The sequence below is a fragment of the Flavobacterium sp. LM4 genome (genome assembly GCF_002017935.1).
GTDB classification, from domain to species: Bacteria; Bacteroidota; Bacteroidia; order Flavobacteriales; family Flavobacteriaceae; genus Flavobacterium; species Flavobacterium chungangense.
In genome coordinates this window covers 781,743-803,863 of record NZ_MUFW01000001.1, presented here as the reverse complement: position 1 = coordinate 803,863, position 22,121 = coordinate 781,743, and the positions used below count along the sequence as shown (strand labels likewise).

The 22,121-nt window shown below is 33.9% G+C and carries 20 protein-coding genes; 7 read left to right on the top strand and 13 right to left on the bottom strand.

Translation table 11 applies throughout. The annotated features are described in order from the left end of the window. Positions 1-14: 14 nt before the first annotated feature. Together BXU10_RS03710 and BXU10_RS03705 are read right to left on the bottom strand one after the other, a co-directional pair. Entirely contained in the window at positions 15-1,592 is a 1,578-nt protein-coding gene (locus BXU10_RS03710; RefSeq protein WP_078226150.1) for a murein L,D-transpeptidase, read from the bottom strand. 131 nt (positions 1,593-1,723) lie between these two features. Then, positions 1,724-2,137 carry a DUF1573 domain-containing protein gene (locus tag BXU10_RS03705; protein WP_078227904.1) on the bottom strand — a complete coding sequence of 138 codons (414 nt, stop codon included), beginning with the start codon at positions 2,135-2,137 and terminating at the stop codon, positions 1,724-1,726. 166 nt (positions 2,138-2,303) lie between these two features. Between BXU10_RS03705 and BXU10_RS03700 the strand changes: the two genes are divergently transcribed. The 3 genes from BXU10_RS03700 to BXU10_RS03690 are packed head-to-tail and all read left to right on the top strand — an operon-like array spanning position 2,304 to position 5,065. Continuing rightward, entirely contained in the window at positions 2,304-3,566 is a 1,263-nt protein-coding gene (locus BXU10_RS03700; RefSeq protein WP_078227903.1) for a sensor histidine kinase KdpD, read from the top strand. Beyond that, complete coding sequence (locus tag BXU10_RS03695) at positions 3,563-4,246, top strand: response regulator transcription factor (protein WP_078226149.1); 684 nt, start codon at positions 3,563-3,565, stop codon at positions 4,244-4,246. The genes BXU10_RS03700 and BXU10_RS03695 overlap by 4 nt, the downstream gene beginning before the upstream one ends. A 54-nt stretch (positions 4,247-4,300) precedes the next feature. Beyond that, positions 4,301-5,065 carry an MBL fold metallo-hydrolase gene (locus tag BXU10_RS03690; RefSeq protein WP_078226148.1) on the top strand — a complete coding sequence of 255 codons (765 nt, stop codon included), beginning with the start codon at positions 4,301-4,303 and terminating at the stop codon, positions 5,063-5,065. Here the strand turns inward: BXU10_RS03690 and BXU10_RS03685 are convergent, their stop codons facing one another. The 8 genes from BXU10_RS03685 to BXU10_RS03650 form a co-directional block, all read right to left on the bottom strand. Beyond that, entirely contained in the window at positions 5,066-7,270 is a 2,205-nt protein-coding gene (locus BXU10_RS03685; RefSeq protein WP_078226147.1) for a radical SAM protein, read from the bottom strand. After that, entirely contained in the window at positions 7,267-7,911 is a 645-nt protein-coding gene (locus BXU10_RS03680; RefSeq protein WP_078226146.1) for a hypothetical protein, read from the bottom strand. The genes BXU10_RS03685 and BXU10_RS03680 overlap by 4 nt, the downstream gene beginning before the upstream one ends. A 4-nt stretch (positions 7,912-7,915) precedes the next feature. Next, positions 7,916-9,148, bottom strand: a complete 1,233-nt coding sequence (locus BXU10_RS03675) for an AAA family ATPase (RefSeq protein WP_078226145.1) — start codon at positions 9,146-9,148, stop codon at positions 7,916-7,918. 235 nt (positions 9,149-9,383) lie between these two features. Continuing rightward, positions 9,384-9,908: a hypothetical protein gene (locus tag BXU10_RS03670; protein ID WP_078226144.1), complete on the bottom strand. Its 525-nt coding sequence runs from the start codon at positions 9,906-9,908 to the stop codon at positions 9,384-9,386. A gap of 34 nt (positions 9,909-9,942) precedes the next feature. Further along, a complete protein-coding gene (gene prfH / locus BXU10_RS03665; protein ID WP_078226143.1) occupies positions 9,943-10,632 on the bottom strand; it encodes a peptide chain release factor H in 690 nt (229 codons plus the stop codon). Positions 10,633-10,634: 2 nt separating this feature from the next. After that, entirely contained in the window at positions 10,635-12,026 is a 1,392-nt protein-coding gene (locus BXU10_RS03660; protein ID WP_078226142.1) for an RtcB family protein, read from the bottom strand. A gap of 101 nt (positions 12,027-12,127) precedes the next feature. After that, positions 12,128-12,811 (bottom strand): hypothetical protein, encoded by a 684-nt coding sequence (locus BXU10_RS03655; protein WP_078226141.1) that lies wholly within the window; start codon positions 12,809-12,811, stop codon positions 12,128-12,130. A 508-nt stretch (positions 12,812-13,319) separates the two neighbouring features. Further along, positions 13,320-14,597, bottom strand: coding sequence for an MFS transporter (locus BXU10_RS03650; RefSeq protein ID WP_078226140.1), 1,278 nt, complete (start codon positions 14,595-14,597; stop codon positions 13,320-13,322). A 262-nt stretch (positions 14,598-14,859) separates the two neighbouring features. On the opposite strand from BXU10_RS03650, the gene bshC reads away from it, so the two are divergent. The 3 genes from bshC to BXU10_RS03630 all read left to right on the top strand — a co-directional run bounded on the left by bshC (position 14,860) and on the right by BXU10_RS03630 (position 18,485). Beyond that, entirely contained in the window at positions 14,860-16,449 is a 1,590-nt protein-coding gene (gene bshC / locus BXU10_RS03640) for a bacillithiol biosynthesis cysteine-adding enzyme BshC (RefSeq protein ID WP_078226138.1), read from the top strand. Between the two features lie 169 nt (positions 16,450-16,618). Then, on the top strand, positions 16,619-17,890 hold the full coding sequence (locus BXU10_RS03635) for an acyltransferase family protein (RefSeq protein WP_078226137.1): 1,272 nt from the start codon (positions 16,619-16,621) through the stop codon (positions 17,888-17,890). 175 nt (positions 17,891-18,065) lie between these two features. Further along, positions 18,066-18,485 carry a nucleoside-diphosphate kinase gene (locus BXU10_RS03630; protein WP_031456090.1) on the top strand — a complete coding sequence of 140 codons (420 nt, stop codon included), beginning with the start codon at positions 18,066-18,068 and terminating at the stop codon, positions 18,483-18,485. 119 nt (positions 18,486-18,604) lie between these two features. Here the strand turns inward: BXU10_RS03630 and BXU10_RS03625 are convergent, their stop codons facing one another. Both BXU10_RS03625 and BXU10_RS03620 read right to left on the bottom strand, forming a co-directional pair. Beyond that, positions 18,605-18,901 carry a DUF721 domain-containing protein gene (locus tag BXU10_RS03625; protein WP_078226136.1) on the bottom strand — a complete coding sequence of 99 codons (297 nt, stop codon included), beginning with the start codon at positions 18,899-18,901 and terminating at the stop codon, positions 18,605-18,607. Further along, positions 18,882-19,322, bottom strand: a complete 441-nt coding sequence (locus tag BXU10_RS03620) for a hypothetical protein (RefSeq protein WP_078226135.1) — start codon at positions 19,320-19,322, stop codon at positions 18,882-18,884. The genes BXU10_RS03625 and BXU10_RS03620 overlap by 20 nt, the downstream gene beginning before the upstream one ends. 227 nt (positions 19,323-19,549) lie before the next feature. On the opposite strand from BXU10_RS03620, the gene BXU10_RS03615 reads away from it, so the two are divergent. Then, positions 19,550-20,614 carry a serine hydrolase gene (locus BXU10_RS03615; protein WP_078227902.1) on the top strand — a complete coding sequence of 355 codons (1,065 nt, stop codon included), beginning with the start codon at positions 19,550-19,552 and terminating at the stop codon, positions 20,612-20,614. Positions 20,615-20,932: 318 nt separating this feature from the next. Here BXU10_RS03615 and ftsY read toward each other — a convergent pair whose 3' ends face one another. Further along, a complete protein-coding gene (gene ftsY / locus BXU10_RS03605; RefSeq protein ID WP_078226133.1) occupies positions 20,933-21,886 on the bottom strand; it encodes a signal recognition particle-docking protein FtsY in 954 nt (317 codons plus the stop codon). Positions 21,887-22,121 lie beyond the last annotated feature (235 nt).

Here is a 22,121-nt window from a genome sequence, read left to right as displayed (position 1 = left end):
CTTAGCTGCCTTATTTACTCTTCTGTCAATAACTTGATAAGACTTTCGTCTCTTTGATAAATATCTTTGTAAAAATTCAGCTGGCCTTCGCGATCAACCCAGGCGGTAAAATAGCCAATATAAACCGGAACTTTTTTCTTCAAAGTATACCAGCTTTCTTTTCCCGCATGCATGGCTTTGTCAATTCTTTCCGGAGTCCATTTTGGATCTACTTTTAATAATTCGATGGCAAGTTCACGTGGTTTTGCTACACGTACGCAGCCATGACTAAAAGCCCTGCTTTCTCTTTCGAACAGACTTTTTGCGGGCGTATCATGCAGATAGATGTTACTGGAATTTGGAAATAAAAACTTAACCAGCCCTAGTGAGTTATTTTTCCCCGGAAGCTGTCTTACGGCTCCGTTATTCCATTCCAGGTTTTTCTTTGCCAGATAGTCTTTGTCTTTTGTCATTCCGGGTTTAATTTCGCTTTTGATAATACTTGGCGGAACATTCCAGTACGGACTAAAAACAATATTATTCATCATTCCGCTGAAAACAACTGTTTTTGTCATTGTCCTGCCCACCACAACCGGTGATATAAAGGTAATTTTACCATCTTCGACTATATACAATCTAAATTCCGGAATATTAACTTCGATATACTTTTTGCCTTTTTCCAATTCAGGGTCAATCCAGCGGCAGCGCTCCATGTTGGCAATAATCGTTTTGATTCGGTCAGAAACCGGAATATTCAAATCATTGATATGCTCTAATAAAATCGTATTCTTTGGTGCATAACCATGACGCAATTCGTAATTTTTGACTGCCTTCATTAAAACCGTATCACAAACAGCACTTTTGTTATCCTCCTTAATATCTCCAGTTACAAAAAGTCTCTCTCTGATTTGACCAATTATTGTCGAAGAATCTCCTAATTTTAAACCTTTATAATCTTCATCAACTTCAATTGTTTTCCAGCCTCCATTTTTTTCAATGCCTCTGTATTGATGAAGTGCATCGCGGAGCTTGTAATACTGGCTGAACATTTTACTCTTCTTATCATCACTTATAGTTGATTTTTCAAAAATAGAATCGGTTAAAACCTGATAATTGAGTTTTTTTCGCGGAAGCAGCCATTCTAATGAAATCGATGTTTTTTCGTCAAAACCTCTGTATACTTTTTCGGCATAATAGAAATACAAATTGGTAATCATCAAATCGGTATTGACTTTTGAAAGCTTGTTTACCGAATTGTTTTCAAAAATGGAATTGATTTCTTTGTACGGAAAATTGGCTTTCAAACCTTCATTTTCCAAACCTTTATATTTATCATACAAAGTATTTCCGAACTCAACAACGCCTTTGTTATCAAGCCATAATTGAGTCGATTGTTTTTTGATGTATAAAGCAGCAACCTCATCCTGAAAATTTTTAAGTTTCGGATATGTTTCATAAAATCCCGCGATTGCAAGGCTGTCAATTGAAAGCTTAAGTTCCGGTATTACAACCTTCTCTTCTTTTTGGTTTCCCTCTTTTTTATCTCCTTTTGAATTACATGAAACAGCAATAAAAACAAGCATAATAACAGCAAACCTGTACCAAATTTTCATAATGATTTTTTTAATAAAAATAGAAAAGTTTTAGTAAAAACAAATTCATTCTCAAATAATATTTTGGCATAAAAAAACTCCGGTCACATCACATGACCGGAGTTTTCCCCCTTTATATAATCAACTTTATTTTAGATAACTGTTCCTTTCAAAGTCAGGACTTTAGGAGTTGTTTCTCCACTCGTTGTAACTGTAACCGTTTTGGTAAAAGCTCCTTTGTTTGCCGCATTATAAGTTGCTGTAACTTTTGCAGATTTACCAGGAAGAATTGGCTCTTTAGTATAATCTGTTGCGGTACAGCCGCATGAACCTTGTACATTTGTAATTACGACAGCTGTTTTTCCGGTATTTTTAAATTCGAAAACAATTGCTTTTGGAGTTCCTTGCGGAATTTGCCCCACATCAATTGTTTCTGCTTTCCATACAATAGCAGAAGCATCAAACTTACTTTCTACTTTTGAAGCGATCACTTTTATAGGTGTAATTGCCGAAAAGGACATTAATCCTAATGCTAATGCCAACATTGTAATTTTTAAAATTTTCATAGTATATTTATTTAAATTGGTAAATGGTTTAATTTTATATTTCAAAAGTACCTTACAAAAAATCAATTCGCTGTTAACCGGTTTCAAATGTTTGTTAATGACCTGTTAACCGCTGTTTTTAATTTAAAATTTGATTAATATTACACTTTCTAAAAAGCAGGTTCCCTTGAAAGTAAACAGACTCAACAGCATCATTATCCTCGGATTAATAGCCATTATCGGTATATTGATTGCTCAATTACTGTGGACAAAAGAAGCTTTTACATTAGAACAAAAAAAGCTGAGCCAGAAAACACATATTGCCCTGCTGGAAGTCGCAAAAAAATTATATGAAGGCACTAATCACGAATTGCCGGCACAAAATCCGGTACAGAAAATTGCCAATGACTATTATATTGTAAACATTGATAATGATTTTGAACCTGATATTCTGGAGTTTTATCTGAAAACTGAATTTAAAAAAATGAATATCACGACAGATTTTGAATACGCCATGTACAACTGTCAAAGCGACGAAATGATTTATGGAAATTACGTTTCATTATCTGAAAAGCAAAAAGTAAAACAAACCGTTTATTTCCCTAAACACAAAAATCTGGTTTATTATTTTGCAGTTCGGTTTCCGCACGAAACTACTTATTTATTTAGTTCGATGCGTTTTTGGTTTGTACTATCTATTCTACTGATTTTTATTTTACTGATTTACGTTTACTCTATTTTCACTCTTTTACAGCAAAAAAAATATTCTGAGTTACAGCGCGATTTCATCAATAACATGACACACGAATTTAAAACGCCTTTATCTTCTATTTTAATTGCTTCGAAATATTTAGCTGAGCAAAACCTAATCAAAGAAGATAAAAAACTTCATACCTACACCAATATCATTATCAATCAGGGCCAAAAGTTAAATCATCATATTGAGAAGATCCTAAATATTGCCAAATCTGATTATACCACTTTAGAATTAAAAAAGGAATCGTTTTTAATTATTCCTGTTATTGAAGAAACAATTGAAAATATTGTTTTAAAATATCCTGAAGCCGTCATTAAAATAGATTCTCTTTCGAAAGAGTATCAACTTGAAACAGATACTTTTCATTTTGCTAACCTAATTTATAATTTACTGGATAATGCTGTAAAATATTGTGATACAAAACCTGAAATCACCATCAGAATAACTACAGAAGCTTCTGTTTTGAAATTAGAATGTATTGATAACGGAATTGGAATTGCTTCAAAAAATATATCTTTTATATTTGATAAATTTTACCGGATCCAAAATCAAAAAAGCAACGAGGTGAATGGTTTTGGACTTGGATTGTACTATGTAAAAAAGATTTGTAACTTACAAAACTGGAAAATTTCAGCTGTAAATAACCTAACAAAAGGCATTACTGTAACATTGTCTATTCCTTATAAAAAATGATAAAAAGCAAAATCCTTTATACCGAAGATGATGAAACTCTGGCATTTTTGACAAAAGATAATCTGGAGCAGAATAATTATGAAGTGATTCATTGTCCTGATGGAAAATCAGGTTTAGAGTCTTTTAGAGATCAGCATTTTGACATTTGCATTTTTGATATTATGATGCCAAAAATGGATGGTTTTGAACTGGCAGAAGAAATTCGAAAAATAGACACTAACATTCCTATTATCTTTCTTTCGGCCAAAACTTTAAAAGAAGATCGAATCAAAGGATTGCGTTTGGGTGCTGATGATTATTTGGTAAAACCTTTTAGTATTGAAGAATTAATGCTAAAGATTGAAGTTTTTCTAAAGCGTTCTCAAAAAAACAGCAAGGTCGAAAAATCGATTTACGAAATTGGTAAATATCAATTTGATACTAAAAATTTTATTCTTTTTAATGCGGAAGAAAAAATTGGTCTGACACAACGCGAAGCCGAATTGCTGAAATTATTTCTGGACAATAAAAATACGGTTTTAAAGAGAGAACAGATTTTAACAGCGCTTTGGGGAACCGATGATTATTTTATGGGACGAAGCCTGGATGTTTTTATTTCGCGCCTTCGTAAGATTTTAGCCAATGAAAAAGGTATTTCTATTGAAAACCTGCATGGAATCGGATTTAAGTTTGTAATGTAATTTACAGATTATGATTATAAAAAATTTCGTATTTTTAATAGTAAACTTTTAGATATGAAACTGCATCATCTACGAAATGCGACTTTAGTCATTGAAACAGAAAAGCATGTCCTTTTAATTGACCCCATGTTAGGTAAAAGGAAAACTATCGCTCCTTTTACCCTTTTTCGTTATCAGCCAAAAAGAAATCCGCTGACGGCACTTCCTAAAAACAGCAGGGAAATTTTGAGTAAAGTCACTCATTGTCTGATAACACATTTGCATCCAGATCATCTTGATAAAGCCGGCGAAGTTTTTCTAAAAAGAAAATCAATTCCGGTGATTTGCAGTATTAAAGACGAAAAAAAGATAACGCAGCGAGGTTTAACCGTGATACAAACTTTGGAGTACTGGAAACCTCAAAATTTTCTGGACGGAAAAATAACGGGTATTCCGGCCGTTCACGGATATGGCTTTATCGCCAAATTAATGGGAAATGTAATGGGCTTTTTTATAGAACTTCTGAATGAAAAAACGATTTACATCAGTTCTGATACCATTTTCACAAAAGATACAGAAAAAGTCCTTACCGAACTAAAACCTGATATTGCGACTGTAGCCTGTGGCACAGCAAGATTAGATTTTGGGCAGCCATTATTAATGCGAATGAATGACATTCTTAAATTTGCCGCACTGGCACCCTGGAAAGTTTTTGCCAATCATTTAGAGGCTCTAAACCATTGTCCGACAACAAGGGAAGAATTAAAAAAGGCTTTGGCCGAAAATAATCTTTTATCCAAAACGGCTGTTCCTAATGATGGGGAATGTGTGGAATACTGATTATAAAACCAACAAGCCAAATTCCCGTAAGGTATTAACTGGTTTAGAATACCAAAATAATTCAAAATCTTCTAATGTGATTTCGAAATCATTTTTGACTTCCTGAAAAGTATAATTTTTACTGTTTGAAACTGTGATTTTCTTTAGGATTTCGACCAGCCACTCGCCTTCGCCTTTACTCGTCTGAATAGTAAAACTTTCTTTTTTATCATGAAAAGTCAATGCCATCATTTCCCAGCTTCTTCCTTTTTTTGATTTTGTAAAGTTTTCTGCCGAAGGTTTTCCGCCCAGCCAGACCACTTTTGCATTTGGCTTGGTATTGAAATCGTTGTACTCCTCAAGAGCATTAAAAATAAAATCAGGATCAATTTTTGTCTTCGGAATTTTAAAATCGAACCAATCCTGTAATTCATAATCAAAACAGATTCCGTGCATGAAATTAAAAAGTGACTTTTTTAATCCGAAGCTGAATTTATCATGATTGATTCCGGTATCATCTGTATAATCGATGTCGTTATTGGCAAAAGTTCCAATGTTTTCCGTTACTTTTTTTACGCCAAATTTCTCCGGATACAAACCAACCGGACTATGAGCCGTCATCGCAAACTGATGCCAAAATCCCGATTGCAGAATTCCGGCTTCGAATAATTGTCGTACCATTTCTAAGCTATCAACTGTTTCCTGAATCGTTTGTGTTGGATATCCGTACATTAAATACGCATGCACCATGATTCCGGCTTCGGTAAAATTGCTGGTTACTTTTGCAACTTGCTCAACGGTTACACCTTTATCAATCAATTTTAATAATCTATCAGAAGCCACTTCCAAACCACCTGAGACTGCAATACAGCCAGAAGCTTTTAGCAATAAGCACAAATCTTTTGAAAAGCTTTTTTCGAATCGAATATTTGTCCACCAGGTTACAGCTAATTTTCTTTTTAAGATTTCAAGCGCCAAAGCACGCATTAAGGCAGGCGGAGCGGCTTCGTCTACAAAATGAAAACCATTTTGTCCCGTTTTTTCAATTAATTCTTCTATTCGGTCACAAAGTAAATTGGCCGCAACAGGTTCGTAAACTTTTATATAATCTAAAGAAATATCGCAAAAAGTACATTTTCCCCAATAACAGCCGTGTGCCATCGTAAGTTTATTCCAACGTCCGTCACTCCACATTCGGTGCATCGGATTTACGATTTCGATAACTGAAATGTATTTATCCAAAGGCAGATCAGAATAATCAGGAGTTCCTACAAATGCTTGTTTATAATCGTGTTTTAGAGAATTGTTTTTATAGACAACTTCTCCGTTTTCCAGTAAAAAAGTTCTTTTGTATGAATTGTAATCCGGATTTTCTAAATTGAAAATTAATTCTTCAATCGGAACTTCGCCATCATCCAAAGTAATAAAATCGAAAAATTCAAAAACGCGCTTGTCAGAAAGTGAGCGTAATTCTGTATTCGGAAAACCGCCTCCCATCGAAATTTTAATTTCGGGATAGTTTTGTTTCACCCATTGCGCAGATCGAAAAGCGCTGTATAAATTACCCGGAAAGGGAACAGAAATTAAAAACAACGTTGGGTTTACAGCTTCTATTTTTTCTTTCAGAAGTGAAATTAAAATCGAATCAATATAAGTCGGTTCTTTTTGTAAAGCTTCGTACAATTCATCAAAAGAATTGGCACTTCGGCCTAAACGTTCTGCATACCGGCTAAAACCAAAGTTTTCATCGACACATTCTACAATAAAATCTGAAATATCTTCCAGATATAAAGTCGCCAGATGTTTTGCCTTGTCCTGAGTTCCCATGGTTCCGAAAGCCCAGTCGAGTTCCTCTAATTGTGCAAAACGAGAGGCCTCGGGAAGAAAATCTTCCTGACAAATTTGTAACGCCAATGTTGGATTTTTTCCTTGTAAAAACTGAATAACAGCATCTATGGTTTTGATGTATTCGTCCTGTAAAGCAAAAATGCGTTTAGAATTATCTAAAACTTCTTGATTAGAAACTTCAAACCTGAAACTTGAAACTTCAAACAAATCAATAAGCCCTTTTTTCGAAAACAGTTCTAAAATCACATCAATACCCAAATCTGCCTGAACAGATTCTATATTTTTCGTATTCAGGAAACCTTTTATATAAGCAGTTGCCGGATACGGTGTATTCAGTTGGGTAAAGGGTGGAGTGATTACAAAAAGTTTTGTTTTCAAAGATTGTGTTTTTTGAGTAAAAGTCGAAACATTAGAGAAAAAGAGTAATCTGGCTGAACAAAGCGACATAATGCTTCTTTCTCATCTTCCGAAAACACATCTCGCTGTTCCTTAACTTGATTTTGTCTGACAATGTCTAAAACCTTATAAAACATAATAAGTTGTTTACCTCTCAAACTATCTAATAATTCAGAATTTAAACGGTATTTTTTTATAGTATCAAAACCTAACTTAGAACCATCTTTTGCAGTTATACACTCATCTTCAAAAGTTAAATGTGCTTCAATTTCTTCATCTGAATTTGTAAATGGATTAAGCACATCATTTACAGAAATAGTTTTATTTGGCAATTTATTATTACATATTGTTGAAGATAAATACAAATTATCCCAATCATAAGCTAAATCTTTCCTTTCAGCAACTTCAATATGATGGTCTATTTCTTTTGGAATTCCTTTTAACTTTTGTTCAGAATAAAAACATTTGTAATAACTGATTGTATTCAAATCAGCAAGAATATCTTTATGACCATATTTACTATTATCTGGACGTAGCTTTCCTGATTCAACAAATAAATTAGTCCATTCTTCTTCTTTTTGAATAAGTTTATTTGGTTTTGGTAGTCGATCTAAATGTCTCATAAAACTATTTTGAAATACTTTTAATGAGTTTATCTATATCAAAATAGGAGAAATATTCAGGATTGATTGCTTTCAATTTTTCTTCTATCTCTTCTTTCCTAACAAAATCTTTGCTTTCAATAGCAATTTTTCTCTTGTTCATTAATTCTGAAATTTCAGCATTGAAAGGATTTGTACTAAAGACCTCCGATTGCAAAATTTCTTCTATTGGTTTATTCGAATAAAGATCGGTTTCATCAACAATTATTGAATGATCTTTCATCGATTTACAAACAAATACTTTCGCATTTTCCACTGAAGAAACTATAAACGGAGAATGTGTCGTAATAATAATCTGTAAATTTGGAAAAATATCTAAAATAGAATTCAAAAACGTTTTTTGCCATTTTGGATGCAAATGATTTTCAGCTTCATCAATTAACAATAAGCCTGGTGTCAAAAGTAATTCTTCCAGTTTTAAATTATTTAATTCATATACTGAATACATTTGTCCTAAAAGAGAAATCATTCTTTGAATCAAATATAAATTTCCGCTACTCAATTTATCTAACGAAACATCAAAGCCATTTTGAGAAACAATTGGCATATTTGTTTTTCTTTCCACATATTTCAACTCGCCATCAAAAAGTCCAAGTTTAAATATTTTTTTTATAATTGAATATAAAAACTCTCCTTCTTCTTTTTCCTTTGGATTATCGCTAGACCTATAATAGTCAAAGGCTGTTATCAACTTCAATACTTCAACATTAGATTGAACCCCAGTAAAAGCACCGTTCAAATAACCTTTAGAATTCCAAGAAACTAAAGAATCTAATTTAAATTTTGAGTTGTCAGTTTTTGACGTCCAATAACTAGCTACCCAAATGTTTCCTTCATACCCTCCAAAACCATTAGAAACATTATAAAATGATTTAATTTCATCAGATTTGATTTGAAATTTATTAAAATCATCTATTTCTTCACTAATCAAGGTATAATTTGAATTATTGAAATCTAAATTTGACTTAATTTGAAAATCATTTTCATCTCTAATAATATTCCTTTGCAAACTCCCCCTATGTCCATCATTTGTTCCTAATAAAATTCCTCTTATTGCATCTAAAACAATAGTTTTCCCTGTTCCATTTTCACCAGTAATTATAATAACAGGCGGGTTTTGATTTTCATCCGTAATAAAATCAAGATGGTCATCAAGAAATGGACCTATATTTTTGAGTGAAAGATTTTTAATTTTCATAAAAAAGTAATTTTAGCGAATTTACTAATTAAATTCCATATTCAGAAACCCTTTGATATAAGCCGTTGCTGGATACGGCGTATTCAGTTGGGTAAAGGGTGGTGCGATTAGAAAGAGTTTGGTTTTCAAAAGAATAATTTTCTGCAAAAATACGGGATATTTATAATCTTTTCAGGAAAAGATTTGGTACTGACCTTAAACCAAAAAGGATGCCTTAATTGACATCCTTTCTTTTTTACTTATTCTTCTTTTTTTTCCTGGCCGATTTATCCTTTTTCGAATCTCCGTTCAATTTTTTATTCAGCCTTTTTTCAGATTCTTCAATCGCATAATCATAACATGTATTGATTGTGGTAAGTTTTACCTTTTTAATCACTTTCAATGCTTTTTTAAATTCTTGCTGACGTTCTAAAAGTATGATTCTCTTCAAAAGAATTTCTGTTTTATTGATTCCCTTGACAGTCAATGCAAAATCAATCAGTTTCATTGCTTCTTCGTAATCTTCATTTAAAATTAAAGTATGAATATAAAAAGGATATACCTCTAAAGCATGGATATTAATTGAAAGTGCTCTCTGAAAATACTCTTTGGCTTCTTCATATTTGGATAACTGATCTGAGAAAACCTGACCGTATAAACACAAGGCCATGGTATTTTTATCATCGTAAGACAAAGCATAATCCAATGATTCGATGGTTTCTTCCAGTGAATACGGATAATTGTCTAATGCCTGAAAAAGATATTTATCTACTGTTTTCATAATTTTTTCTATTCGGAATGCAAAGATTTTATCCTTATTCGCGGTCTAGATAATCTTCCCGTTTTAATCTTTGCCGTTCCTGTTTGTAATTTTTTACTTGTTTTTGTTTCTTAAAATCGGATCCTTCAAAAATCCGAATCGGATTCCCACGCTGAATCTGCAATTGGTTCATCCACTGTGCCTGAAATTCGGCTTTGCATTGTTTTACCGTTTCGTCCTTAAACTTCTGAAGCAATCTTTCGGTTGCCAGTTTTTTATTCTGGTGTTGCGATCGTGAATCCATTGCTACTACGCTAACTCCTGTTGGCACATGAGTTGCCCGTACTGCTGAACTTACTTTGTTTACGTGTTGTCCTCCGGCTCCGGAACTGCGCATAGCCTGATACTGAATATCTTTTTCTGTTATTTCGGTAGTTGTTACTTTATCAACTTCAAAAACTCCGATAAACCAATTCTTCCGTTTGTGAAATTTTCTAAACTGACTCTGACCAATCCACTGAATTGTGCCAACCCATGAATTTATAAAAGCTGTAAGCTTATCACTTTCGAGTAAAATTGTAGCTGTTTCTACCGTTCCGTTTTCAATTCCTTTTTCACGCTGAAGCAAGGTTGTTTTTATTTTATTCTCATTTGCTTCTTCCAGAAAAGTTTTCAGCACTTGGGCTACAACCCAACTGCATTCAGCCGGACCGCGACCTGAAGTTATTTGAATTATTTTTTCCATAATTACCTGTCCATTCTAACGATTTTTGGTGTAAATGTTCCTAACAAATCCACCAGTTCTGTTTGGTTTGCCATTACTTTATTAATGTCTTTGTAAGCCATAGGAGCCTCATCAATATTACCTCCAATCAAAGTCACATCATTTGCTTTGAGCACTTTTTTAATTTCGCTTTGCGTAAAAGTTTCTTTGCATTTTTTTCTCGAAAACAATCTTCCTGCACCATGAGATGCCGAATTTAAACTCGCTACATTTCCTTTTCCCTGAACTATAAATCCGGGTGCTGCCATCGAACCGGGAATAATTCCCAATTCACCTTTATTTGCCGGAGTTGCTCCTTTACGATGCACAATAACCTCTTTGCCGTTTACGATTTCCTTCCATGCAAAATTGTGATGGTTTTCAATTGTCACAACAACACGTTTACCAATCGCTTTTGCAATTCGGCGGTGAATATCATCATGGCAGGCTTTGGCATAATCCCCTGCTAAATTCATAGCAAGCCAGTATTCCTGACCGTCATGAGTATTCAGATCGAGCCATGCTAAATGCTGAACATTTTTAGGCAGCGGACATTGTTTGGTTGCCAGATACGTATAATGCTTTGCGATATTAGCACCCAGTCCACGGGAACCGCTATGCGAAAGCACTGCAAAATATTCACCAACTCCAATCTTCCATTCATTAAGCGGATCGGTGATTTTTGCAATTCCGAATTCAACAAAGTGATTTCCTCCACCAGATGTCCCTAATTGTTTGTAAGCTTTACTCAAAAGGTTTTTCAAAAGCGGAATATCCTGAAATTCGCTTCGGCTAAACACTTCGTGATCTGCCCGAATGGTGTGGGTTTCATACATTCCAAATTTGGTATTGTCTTTTAAAATAGCTTCCAGCTGATGCTCTTTTCCTTTAAAGAAAGAAGCTGGTATATCAAAAATTGACAAACTCATTCGGCAGCCAATATCTACTCCAACTCCGTACGGGATCACGGCATTATCTGTTGCCAGAACTCCGCCAATTGGTAATCCGTAACCGGAATGCGCATCCGGCATTAAAGCTCCTGCTACTGAAATTGGCAGTTTTAAGGAATCATACAATTGATATTTTGCCTGTTCATCAATTTCATTTTCTCCGAAAATTGAGAAAGGCGCTCTTGTATTGTTAAGCTGATGCATTCTCACTTGTACCGGATTTACCAATCCTTCGGCAACTTTTCCCCAGGTTCCGTGTCCGGTAAATTTTTCCGGAAACAGTAAAACTTCTTTTGCTTCGGTTAATATACTTTCTTTTTTTTCTCGTTTTCTGTATCGGTTGATTTGCCCCAAGGCAATATTGATACTATTATTTTTTGGAAAACCTATTTTAATCAGGTCTTTTCCGGATAATTTATTTCCCATTATCTTTATCTTTTGAGTTTAAATAACTCATTATTTGATTTTTCTTTCTCTTCATTAAATTCATACATCATCGCATGAATTTGTATATTAGTCAAAGGGTCTTAATATTTTGAGATTTCTTTTTCTTTCAATCTTTTGTGTTTTACACGGCCGTGTACAATTCGTACCATCGAATTCCGTAAAAAATTACTTGTAATGTAATTGTCCAACTGATCAATTTCACTTTCCAAATCAGCGTCAACCATTTTGGTATGCGTTATCATATTGGGTCTGACCCGAAAAACGAATCGCCATGGCTCATCAAACACATAATGAATTCTGTAGCATTTCCAATTTGGCCACCAGCGTTGAACTTTATGAAAATGTGCTTTTTCCTTTTCTGTCAAGTCTAACTTTGGACTCGCCCATTCATATTCAAAAAACTCTTTCAAAAATTGTGATCTATCATTACAGACGTACTTTCTGCTCTTTTTTTTCTTTTTCTTAAAAGATTTTTCAGAAGAGTATTGTACTGTATTTATTTTTTCGAGCAAATTGTTATAAAATAACGCATCGTTTGATCTAGCTACATCTTCTCTCAAAATAAAGTAACGCTGCCATCCTTTTTGATAAGGTGTTTCTAAAGGTATTAATGGTAAATTATTACGCTTTTTCCAAAGTTCTTTTTCCAGTTTCGACAACTGAATTAATTGCTTTTCAAAATCTTTTTTGACTAATTGTTTTTTCTTTCTTTTGGATTTTAAACGACTACCGTTTATGTAATCATCTAAAAAATAATTCTCCATTTAAAAAAAATTAAATTATTTTCTTTTGTACCAGATATTAAAAAATAAAGGCAACAGCATTTTTATCTGAAACAGATAAATTCAGTTCGGATATTCGGGAATTTCTGAAGTGTCTAGAATAAAAAAAAGCCCGAAAGTTATTTTCCTTCGGGCTTGTTCATATCTCTAAATTGATTTGCTATGATTGAGAAAAGCCACGAAGACACATGCCAACAGAATCTGATCCTGATGCGATGTTTTGAGAGGTAAGGTTTAATACAAACATTGTCTTCGTTTATTAATAGTTAATTACTTATTTTCTGATGCAAATTTTGTGAATTATTTTTTTAATAAACAAATTAAATCATAAAATTTTCTTAAAAATATTTTTAAAGCACTAAAATACAAACACTTAACACGTAAATAAAATTTCATAAAACATAAATTAATCAACTATTTTAAGATTTTTACAAAAAAAAAGAGGTAACGAATGACTCGTTACCTCCCTATAAATTAGATTTTAGGAATATTAAAACTGGTGTACTTTTTTAGAAATTACTAAAAAGGAAACTAAAGAAATAATAGCTGCAATTGTCAGGTAAAAACCAACATAATTCAAACCATACGTACTTGCCAGCCAAATTGCAATCATGGGTGCAAATGCTGCTCCCAAAATTCCAGCCAGATTAAACGTTAACGAAGCTCCTGAATAACGAACAGTGGTAGGGAACAACTCTGATAAAAATGTCCCCAGAGGTCCGTAAGTAAATCCCATTAAAGACATTCCGATACAAACAAAAGCCGTTACTAAAAACGGGCTTCCTGAATTAAGGAATAATGAAAAGAAAAATCCAAAAGCAGCAATTGCAATTGTAGTGAAAATTAATATTTTACGACGGCCAATTTTATCCGCAACCAAAGCTGAAATCGGGATAAAAAGAGCGAAAAATAATACCGAAAACAATTGAATCAACAAGGCATCTCTTTTTCCATAACCTAAATCTGAGGTAACCCAGCTCAGGGTAAACACTGTCATTAAATAAAATACCAAGAAGGTTGTCACAGCTCCTAATGTTCCAAAAATCAATTGGTTTTTATACGATTTTACCAAAGTTAAAAACGGAACTTTTACTTCTTCATGTGCATTTTTAGAATTTTCAAAGGATGGCGTTTCAGAGATTTTAGTTCGGATATAAAAACCAACTATAACCAAAAGTGAACTGGCTATAAAAGGAATCCGCCAGCCATAATTCATAAAATCTTCATTGCTCATTGAATCCGTCAGTATTAAAAATGTTCCTCCTGAAAGCAGTAATCCAATTGGCGCTCCCAGTTGCGGAAACATTCCGTACCAGGCACGTTTATGCGGTGGTGCATTTTCAATGGCCAATAAAACGGCTCCTCCCCATTCTCCTCCTAAACCAACACCTTGCCCGAATCGGCAGAGCATCAATAATAACGGAGCGGCAACACCAATACTGGCATAACCAGGCAAAAATCCTATGGTAACTGTCGAGATTCCCATAGTCAATAAGGCAGCAACTAAGGTAAATTTTCGGCCGATTTTATCTCCATAATGTCCAAAAAAAGCAGAACCCAGCGGACGTGATAAAAAGGCAATTGAAAAAGTGGCTAATGATTCTAAAGTTGCCATGGTAGCATCTGAACCGGGAAAAAATAATTGAGGAAAAACCAATACGGCCGCATTGGCATAAATATAAAAATCAAAAAATTCAATTGTGGTACCAATAAGGCTTCCAAACAGAACATGCTTTAAGGAGTTCTTTTGATTGGGATTACTTTTCATATTACTGTGATATAACTTTTTTACTTGCAAAAATAGAGTTTCATTGTAAATAATTCAGTTTTAGAAAAATTAGTTTCACAACACTCGCGTTTTTTAACAAATTTTATAAATTTTCAATGTTACACAACTTCTCAAAAACTAAAAGCCTGATTACAAAGTTTTTAAACCAAAAAACAAAAATCAAATCATAAGCAATCGTTAAAACCATTTTTAACTGCATATTTTCATTAAATTTACAGCTGTCAAAAATAAATTCAAAATTATGCCAACCGACTGTATCAGCTATCAAACCTCAGGGTATTTCTCTAAATTGATGCAAGACTATTTAGATCAGAAACCAGAATTAAAACCGCTGTACAATCACTTTCCAACACTAGAAAATTTCGAAAAACAAATCGTTGAAAAGCAATCAAATTTTGATAATGCAAACCGAATTCCGTTAGTAAATACGTTAAAAAAACAATATCAAAATATCGAAATCTCAGATTCGACTAAACAAAATATTGAGCTTTTAGCGCTCGAAAATACATTTACAATTACCACAGGACATCAGCTAAATTTATTCAGCGGTCCATTATATTTTCTTTATAAAATTATTTCAACTATTAATCTTACCAAAGAATTAAAGTCGAAATACCCATCGAATAATTTTATTCCGATTTACTGGATGGCAACTGAAGATCATGACTTTGAAGAGATCAATTATTTCAATTTCAAAGGAAAAAAATTTCGTTGGAACAAAGAAAGCACAGGGCCTGTTGGGAGACTTTCAACTGAAGGTTTAGCCGAATTTTTGGAAATTTATGCTTTGGAATTAGGATCAAGCACGAATGCAAATACTCTGAAAAAACTGTTTGAAGATGCTTATCTGAAACATGATAATCTTGCTGATGCAACACGTTTTTTAGCCAATAATTTATTTGCTAATTATGGCTTAATTATTTTAGACGCTGATGATGCAGATTTAAAACGTGCTTTTATCCCTTTTGTAAAAGAAGAATTAGAAAAGCAGACTTCTTTCAAAACGGTTCAAAAAACCATTGAACAGCTTCAGGATTACAGTGTTCAGGTAAATCCGCGCGAGATAAATTTGTTTTATATTGAAGATAATCTGCGCGAAAGAATCATTTTTGAAAAAGACAAATATTATGTTAACAATACTAGGATTTCATTTTTAAAAGAAGAAATACTAAAACTACTGGAAAGCAATCCTGAAAAATTCAGCCCAAACGTAATCATGCGCCCACTTTATCAGGAGATTATTTTACCAAATCTGTGTTATATTGGCGGAGGCGGAGAAATTGCTTACTGGCTTGAATTAAAGTCATTTTTTGATGCAGTAAATATTTCTTTCCCAATGCTTTTAGTTCGAAACTCAGTTCTTTTAGCAACTGAAAAACAAGCTAAAAAAGCCGATAATTTAAATTTAAGCTGGGCAGATCTGTTTACTAAACCTGCTGATTTAGTGAATACAATCACACATAAATTATCTGCTTTTCCAATTGATTTATCTGTTCAAAAAGAAACATTAGAACAACAATTTAAATATCTTTACGAGTTAGCGGATCAAACGGATAAATCATTTTCCGGTGCCGTAAAAGCACAGGAAGCCAAACAGAAAAAAGGGCTGGAAAATCTTGAAAAGCGTTTGCTTAAAGCACAAAAAAGAAAATTGCAGGATCAATTAGAAAGAGTTACTGATTTGCAGTGTGAGCTTTTTCCAAATAACAGTTTACAGGAACGTCAGGCAAATTTTTCTGAATTTTATTTAGAGAAAGGGGAACAACTGATTCCGCTTTTGATTCAGAAATTAAAGCCATTAGAACACAATTTCGATATTATAACAATATAAACAGAGCATATATTACTGAATTACTCATCAAAAAAAAGATTAATTTGGAGCAAAAATAATATTGTAATAATCTTGAGAAACAAATAACCACCTCTCTTCTCAAAATTATTATTCCCTAAACCAAATAGCGATTTTTAAAATAATTAATTAACCCATTTGCCCAAAACCAATGGTAAAAGAACGCTTAATTTCGCTAGATGTCTTTCGTGGACTCACTGTTTTATTAATGACAATTGTCAACAATCCCGGAGACTGGGGCAATGTTTATCCTCCTCTGTTACATGCCGACTGGCACGGATGCACGCCAACCGATTTGGTATTCCCTTTTTTTGTTTTTATTATGGGAGTTGCTGTTCCACTTGCAATGCCTGACAAATTTTATGACAATACTACTTTCAGTAAAATCCTGATTCGTTCGTTGCGAATGTTGTGTCTGGGGATTTTCTTCAACTTTTTTGGTAAAATTCAATTATTTGGGCTTGATGGAATTCCACTTCTTATTGGTCGTTTAGCCATAACTATCGCTGTTGGTTATGCCTTAATGGGAAGTTTTAGTTCTAAAGTAAAAAACATTTTAGCTTTTTCAATTCTGCTTATTTATCTGGTTCTGGCTTACAGTGGTATTGAAGCATATCATGACGTAAGACTTCCGGGAGTTTTACAACGAATTGCCATTGTATATTTCGTAGTCTCCCTTTTATATCTAAAAACGACTTTAAAAACACAAATTATAACCGGAGCAGTTTTATTATTAGGATATTGGGGTATAATGACACTAATTCCTGTTCCCGGAATTGGAGAAGCAAATCTTGAAAAAGGAACCAATCTGGCATCATGGCTGGATCGTATTTTGCTAAAAGGTCATATGTACAGCGGTACTGTCACATGGGATCCGGAAGGAATTTTAAGCACAATTCCATCAATAGTAAATGGAATTATAGGATTATTCATTGGACAATTTTTACAAAGTGATAGTTCTAAAATTAAAAAAGCACTAAAAATGGGCAGGATCGGCGCCGGACTGATCGTTTTAGGATTAATTTGGGATTTGATTTTTCCAATCAACAAATCGCTTTGGACAAGCAGTTATGTTTTATTTACAACAGGATTGGCAACCGTATTTTTTACCATATTATATTACCTGATTGATATTGCAGATTACAAAAAAGGATTTAAACCATTCTTAATCTGGGGAATGAATCCAATGATTGTTTTCTTCTGTTCACAGATTATTCCTCAGGCTTTGGTCATGATTCAATTCCAAAATTCCAAAAAACCCGAAGATCAGACCAACCTTTTAGATTTTTTATATCGCTTCTGGATTGCGCCGTTTTTCAGTAATCCAATGACAGCTTCATTAGCAGGAGCATTGGTTTATGTTGGAATCTGGACCTTTATTCTATGGATTTTCTACAGAAACAAATTGATTTTCAAAGTCTAATTTTTCAAAACGCAATATATAGGGACGCACAGCTGAGCATCTTTTTTTGATTCGCAATTCACAATTCTCGATTTTCTTAATCAAAACCTCATTCTACTGTGCTTTAATTATGAATTTATTAAAATCAATTCGTAAAAAAGTTCTATTTTTGCACCAAATTTAAAAAACACAAAAAATGGCTACAAATAGAACTTTTACAATGATTAAGCCGGATGCTGTTGCAAACGGACACATCGGGAATATCCTTGCAATGATTACTAACGGAGGTTTCAAAATCGTTTCATTAAAATTAACGCAATTAACTGTGGCAGATGCAAAAGCATTTTACGCAGTTCACGCCGAAAGACCTTTCTACGGAGAATTGGTAGAATTCATGTCACGCGGACCAATCGTTGCTGCAATTTTAGAAAAAGACAACGCTGTAGAAGATTTCAGAACTTTAATCGGAGCTACAAACCCTGCCGAAGCTGCTGAGGGAACTATCCGTAAAGCATACGCAACCTCTATTGGAGAAAATGCAGTTCACGGATCGGACAGCGATGAAAATGCTGCTATCGAAGGCGCATTCCACTTTGCAGGAAGAGAACAATTTTAGTATTCAGTGTTCAGCTTTAAGTTGGCAGTACTTACTGATAAAAAAATCCCGATTCTAAAATGGAATCGGGATTTTTTTATGGATACTGAAACTCAACACTAAGATCTGACCACTGATTACTATCTCAAAACCACATCCTTCACAACCTCACGCCCTAATTCTTCATTAATCATTTTCACTATTTTAGATTTCCCATGACTTAATTCTTCACGCAAAACAGCTGATCCAAGTTCTACGTAAAGCGTACTTCCTTTCAAAACAACATTTTTTGTGTACGCTTTTACACCATTCCCCATCAAATTTGCCCATGCCTCCTTTACATCAATCTGATCCATTCCAGGCTGCAATTTATTAACCTGGATAATCTGTTGCAAAACAGCTCCAATTGTACTTTCGTTATTTAGTCTTTTTGCCATCGTTTAATAAATTTACTGGTCCTGATTTTTTATAATGGTATTCTTTATTTTGATCGTTTTTTACCACAAAAGCTTCATCCGAAATCGAAATCAATTCCTCACTCCATTTAGCATAATTCGTTTTATAGTCCAAAAACGTCCCTTTATCTGTAAACCGAACCGACACATTTTCAAAAGTATCTGTAGTCAAAAAAGTTCCGTCAAGCTGCGCCATTACTTTTGTCCGGGTACCTTTAGTACCTTTAATCTGAAAATAATCAAAATTCTCATTCATTCCGTAAACCTTCTCCTCTCCTTTATCAAAAACCACCTTTTCAATTTCCCAGTAGCCATTCAGTTTTGCAATATCTGCCGGTTTAATTTCCTGTTTGCAGCTTACAAACAAAAGCGATAAAACCAAAATCATAAAAGTGTTTTTCATATTGTATTATTTATAAGAAGCTATTTCCCGCTGTCCGCTCTATCTTTTATGGCAAACCCTGCCATAAAAGGATGCCGCTTCCATCAGGGCTAAACATTCCGTTTTCAAAAGATTTTTAGAGAACTACAAAGTTAAACTTTATAAAGTTGAAAAGAGATGAAAATTTGCTAAACACATTAAACTATTTTACATATTTTTGGTCATACCACAAACCAAAAAGACAAACCATGACTAAAACAATTTGTAAAATCCTGATTTTATTATTCTTCGTCAACTGTAGTAAAGAAGACAACACTACTGACACACCCACCACTCAAAGCATGTATTTTCCGCCTCTGTCCGGAAATGCTTGGGAAACCCAATCTATTTCTGACCTAAAATGGAATCAGAATGCTGTTCAGCCACTATTAGATTATTTAGAACTCAAAAACTCTAAATCATTTATCATATTGGTAAATGGCCGAATCGTTTTAGAAAACTACTTCAACGACCATTCAGCAACCAAAAACTGGTATTGGGCAAGTGCAGGAAAAACGTTAACCTCCACCGTTACAGGAATCGCTCAACAGGAAGGCATACTCAACATTAATAATAAAGTGTCTGAATATCTTGGTACGGGCTGGACAAGCGAAACACTTGCTAAAGAAAATCTAATTACGTGCAAACATCTGTTAACGATGACATCAGGCCTTGATGACAGCACAGATGATGTTGAACCTGCCGATTTAATCTACAAAGCCGATGCAGGAACACGCTGGGCATATCATAATGTTTACGTAAAGTTACAAGACGCTGCTGCTGCTGCAAGTAAACAGAACTGGTCAACCTATTTCAACGCTAAATTGAGAGACAAAATTGGTATGGATGGGACATGGGTCAAAATAGACGTAAATAGTGTTTACACAAGCACCACAAGAAGCATGGCACGTTTTGGTTTATTGATGCTGAACAAAGGAAAATGGGAGAACAACACTATTTTGAATGAAGCTTATTTCAATGAAGCTACTACTACATCTCAAAACATTAATTTAGCATATGGTTACCTATGGTGGCTAAACGGAAAAGCGAATTATCACCTTCCTCAATCGCCGCTTACTTTTCAGGGAAGTATAATTCCAACTGCACCAAGCGATATGTTTATGGCTCTGGGAAAAAATGATCAAAAAATCTATGTTATTCCAAGCAAAAAAATGGTAGTCATCAGAATGGGAGATGCTGCAGATGACGAAAATCTTGCTTTATCTGATTTTGATAAAGTTTTATGGGAGAAAATTAATGCTTTGTATCAGTAGAAATCAAAAAAACGATATAAAAATTCAACCAGATAAGAAATATAAGTACACGTAAGCAAAATATTAACACTACTTAAATGACCTTATATTTCTTACATGGTTTAAAATTGTTTTTTACACAACTATCGTTTTGTACGGATTCTTTTCAACATTCCTGCAAAAAAGAAAGCAAGCCCTAAAACCAATAAAACATAGTAGAAAGACAAACTTTTATCCTTTAATACATTCGCTAAAACAAAACTTAAAACGCTTGCAAAATAAAATGCAATAGGGGATATATTTTTAAAAGAAGAAAAACTCATTTTATTGTTTAATAAATTATTTAAAGAAACTGTCTACAAATTCATATTTATTAAAGACTTGCAAATCTTCAATTCCTTCGCCGACGCCAATGTATTTTACCGGAATTTGAAACTGATCTGATATTCCAATTACAACGCCGCCTTTTGCAGTTCCATCCAATTTTGTCACAGCCAGAGAAGTCACTTCAGTTGCAGCAGTAAATTGTTTCGCCTGTTCAAAAGCATTTTGACCTGTAGAACCATCCAAAACCAAAAGCACATCGTGAGGCGCATCAGCAACTACTTTCTGCATTACACGTTTTACTTTTGTCAATTCGTTCATTAAATTGATTTTATTATGCAAACGACCTGCTGTATCAATAATAACCACATCAGCATTTTGTGCTACGGCAGACTGCAAAGTATCAAAAGCAACAGAAGCAGGATCGCTACCCATATTTTGTCTCACAATTGGAACATCAACACGGTCTGCCCAAACCTGCAGCTGATCGATTGCGGCGGCACGAAACGTATCTGCTGCTCCTAAAACCACTTTATGCCCGGCTTTTTTAAACTGATAAGCCAGTTTACCAATAGTTGTTGTTTTACCGACACCGTTAACCCCAACAACCATTAAAACATAAGGCTTTTTGTCTTTCGGAATTTCAAACTCTGTTGCTTCACCTGTATTGGTTTCAGACAATAAAGCTCCTATTTCATCACGAAGAATCTGATTTAATTCGTCTGTACCAAGATATTTATCTTCAGCAACACGTTTCTCGATTCTTTCGATGATTTTCAAAGTAGTATTTACTCCAACATCAGATGCTACCAGAATTTCTTCCAGATTATCTAAAACATCATCATCGACTTTAGATTTTCCCGCTACGGCTTTACTTAACTTTGAAAAAAAAGTTGTTTTTGTTTTTTCAAGACCTTTGTCTAAAGTCTCTTTTTTATCAGTAGAGAATAATTTTTTTAAAAAACTCATTTGTTTTGTAGGTTTTTAGAATTGTTGGGACTTTTCGGCTTTAGATGACCTGAAATCCAAATCTTTAAAGAAAGCAAATTGATTTTATTTAGCCCCGACAGAAACAACATCATTTTCCAAACTTCTTCAGACAGGAAAAGACAGATTAATGGTAGGAAACCATAATTAAAACAAGGGCTAATGCCTGGCTTTCTCTAAATTTAAGACAAATATAAAAATAAAAAAGCTACTTTCG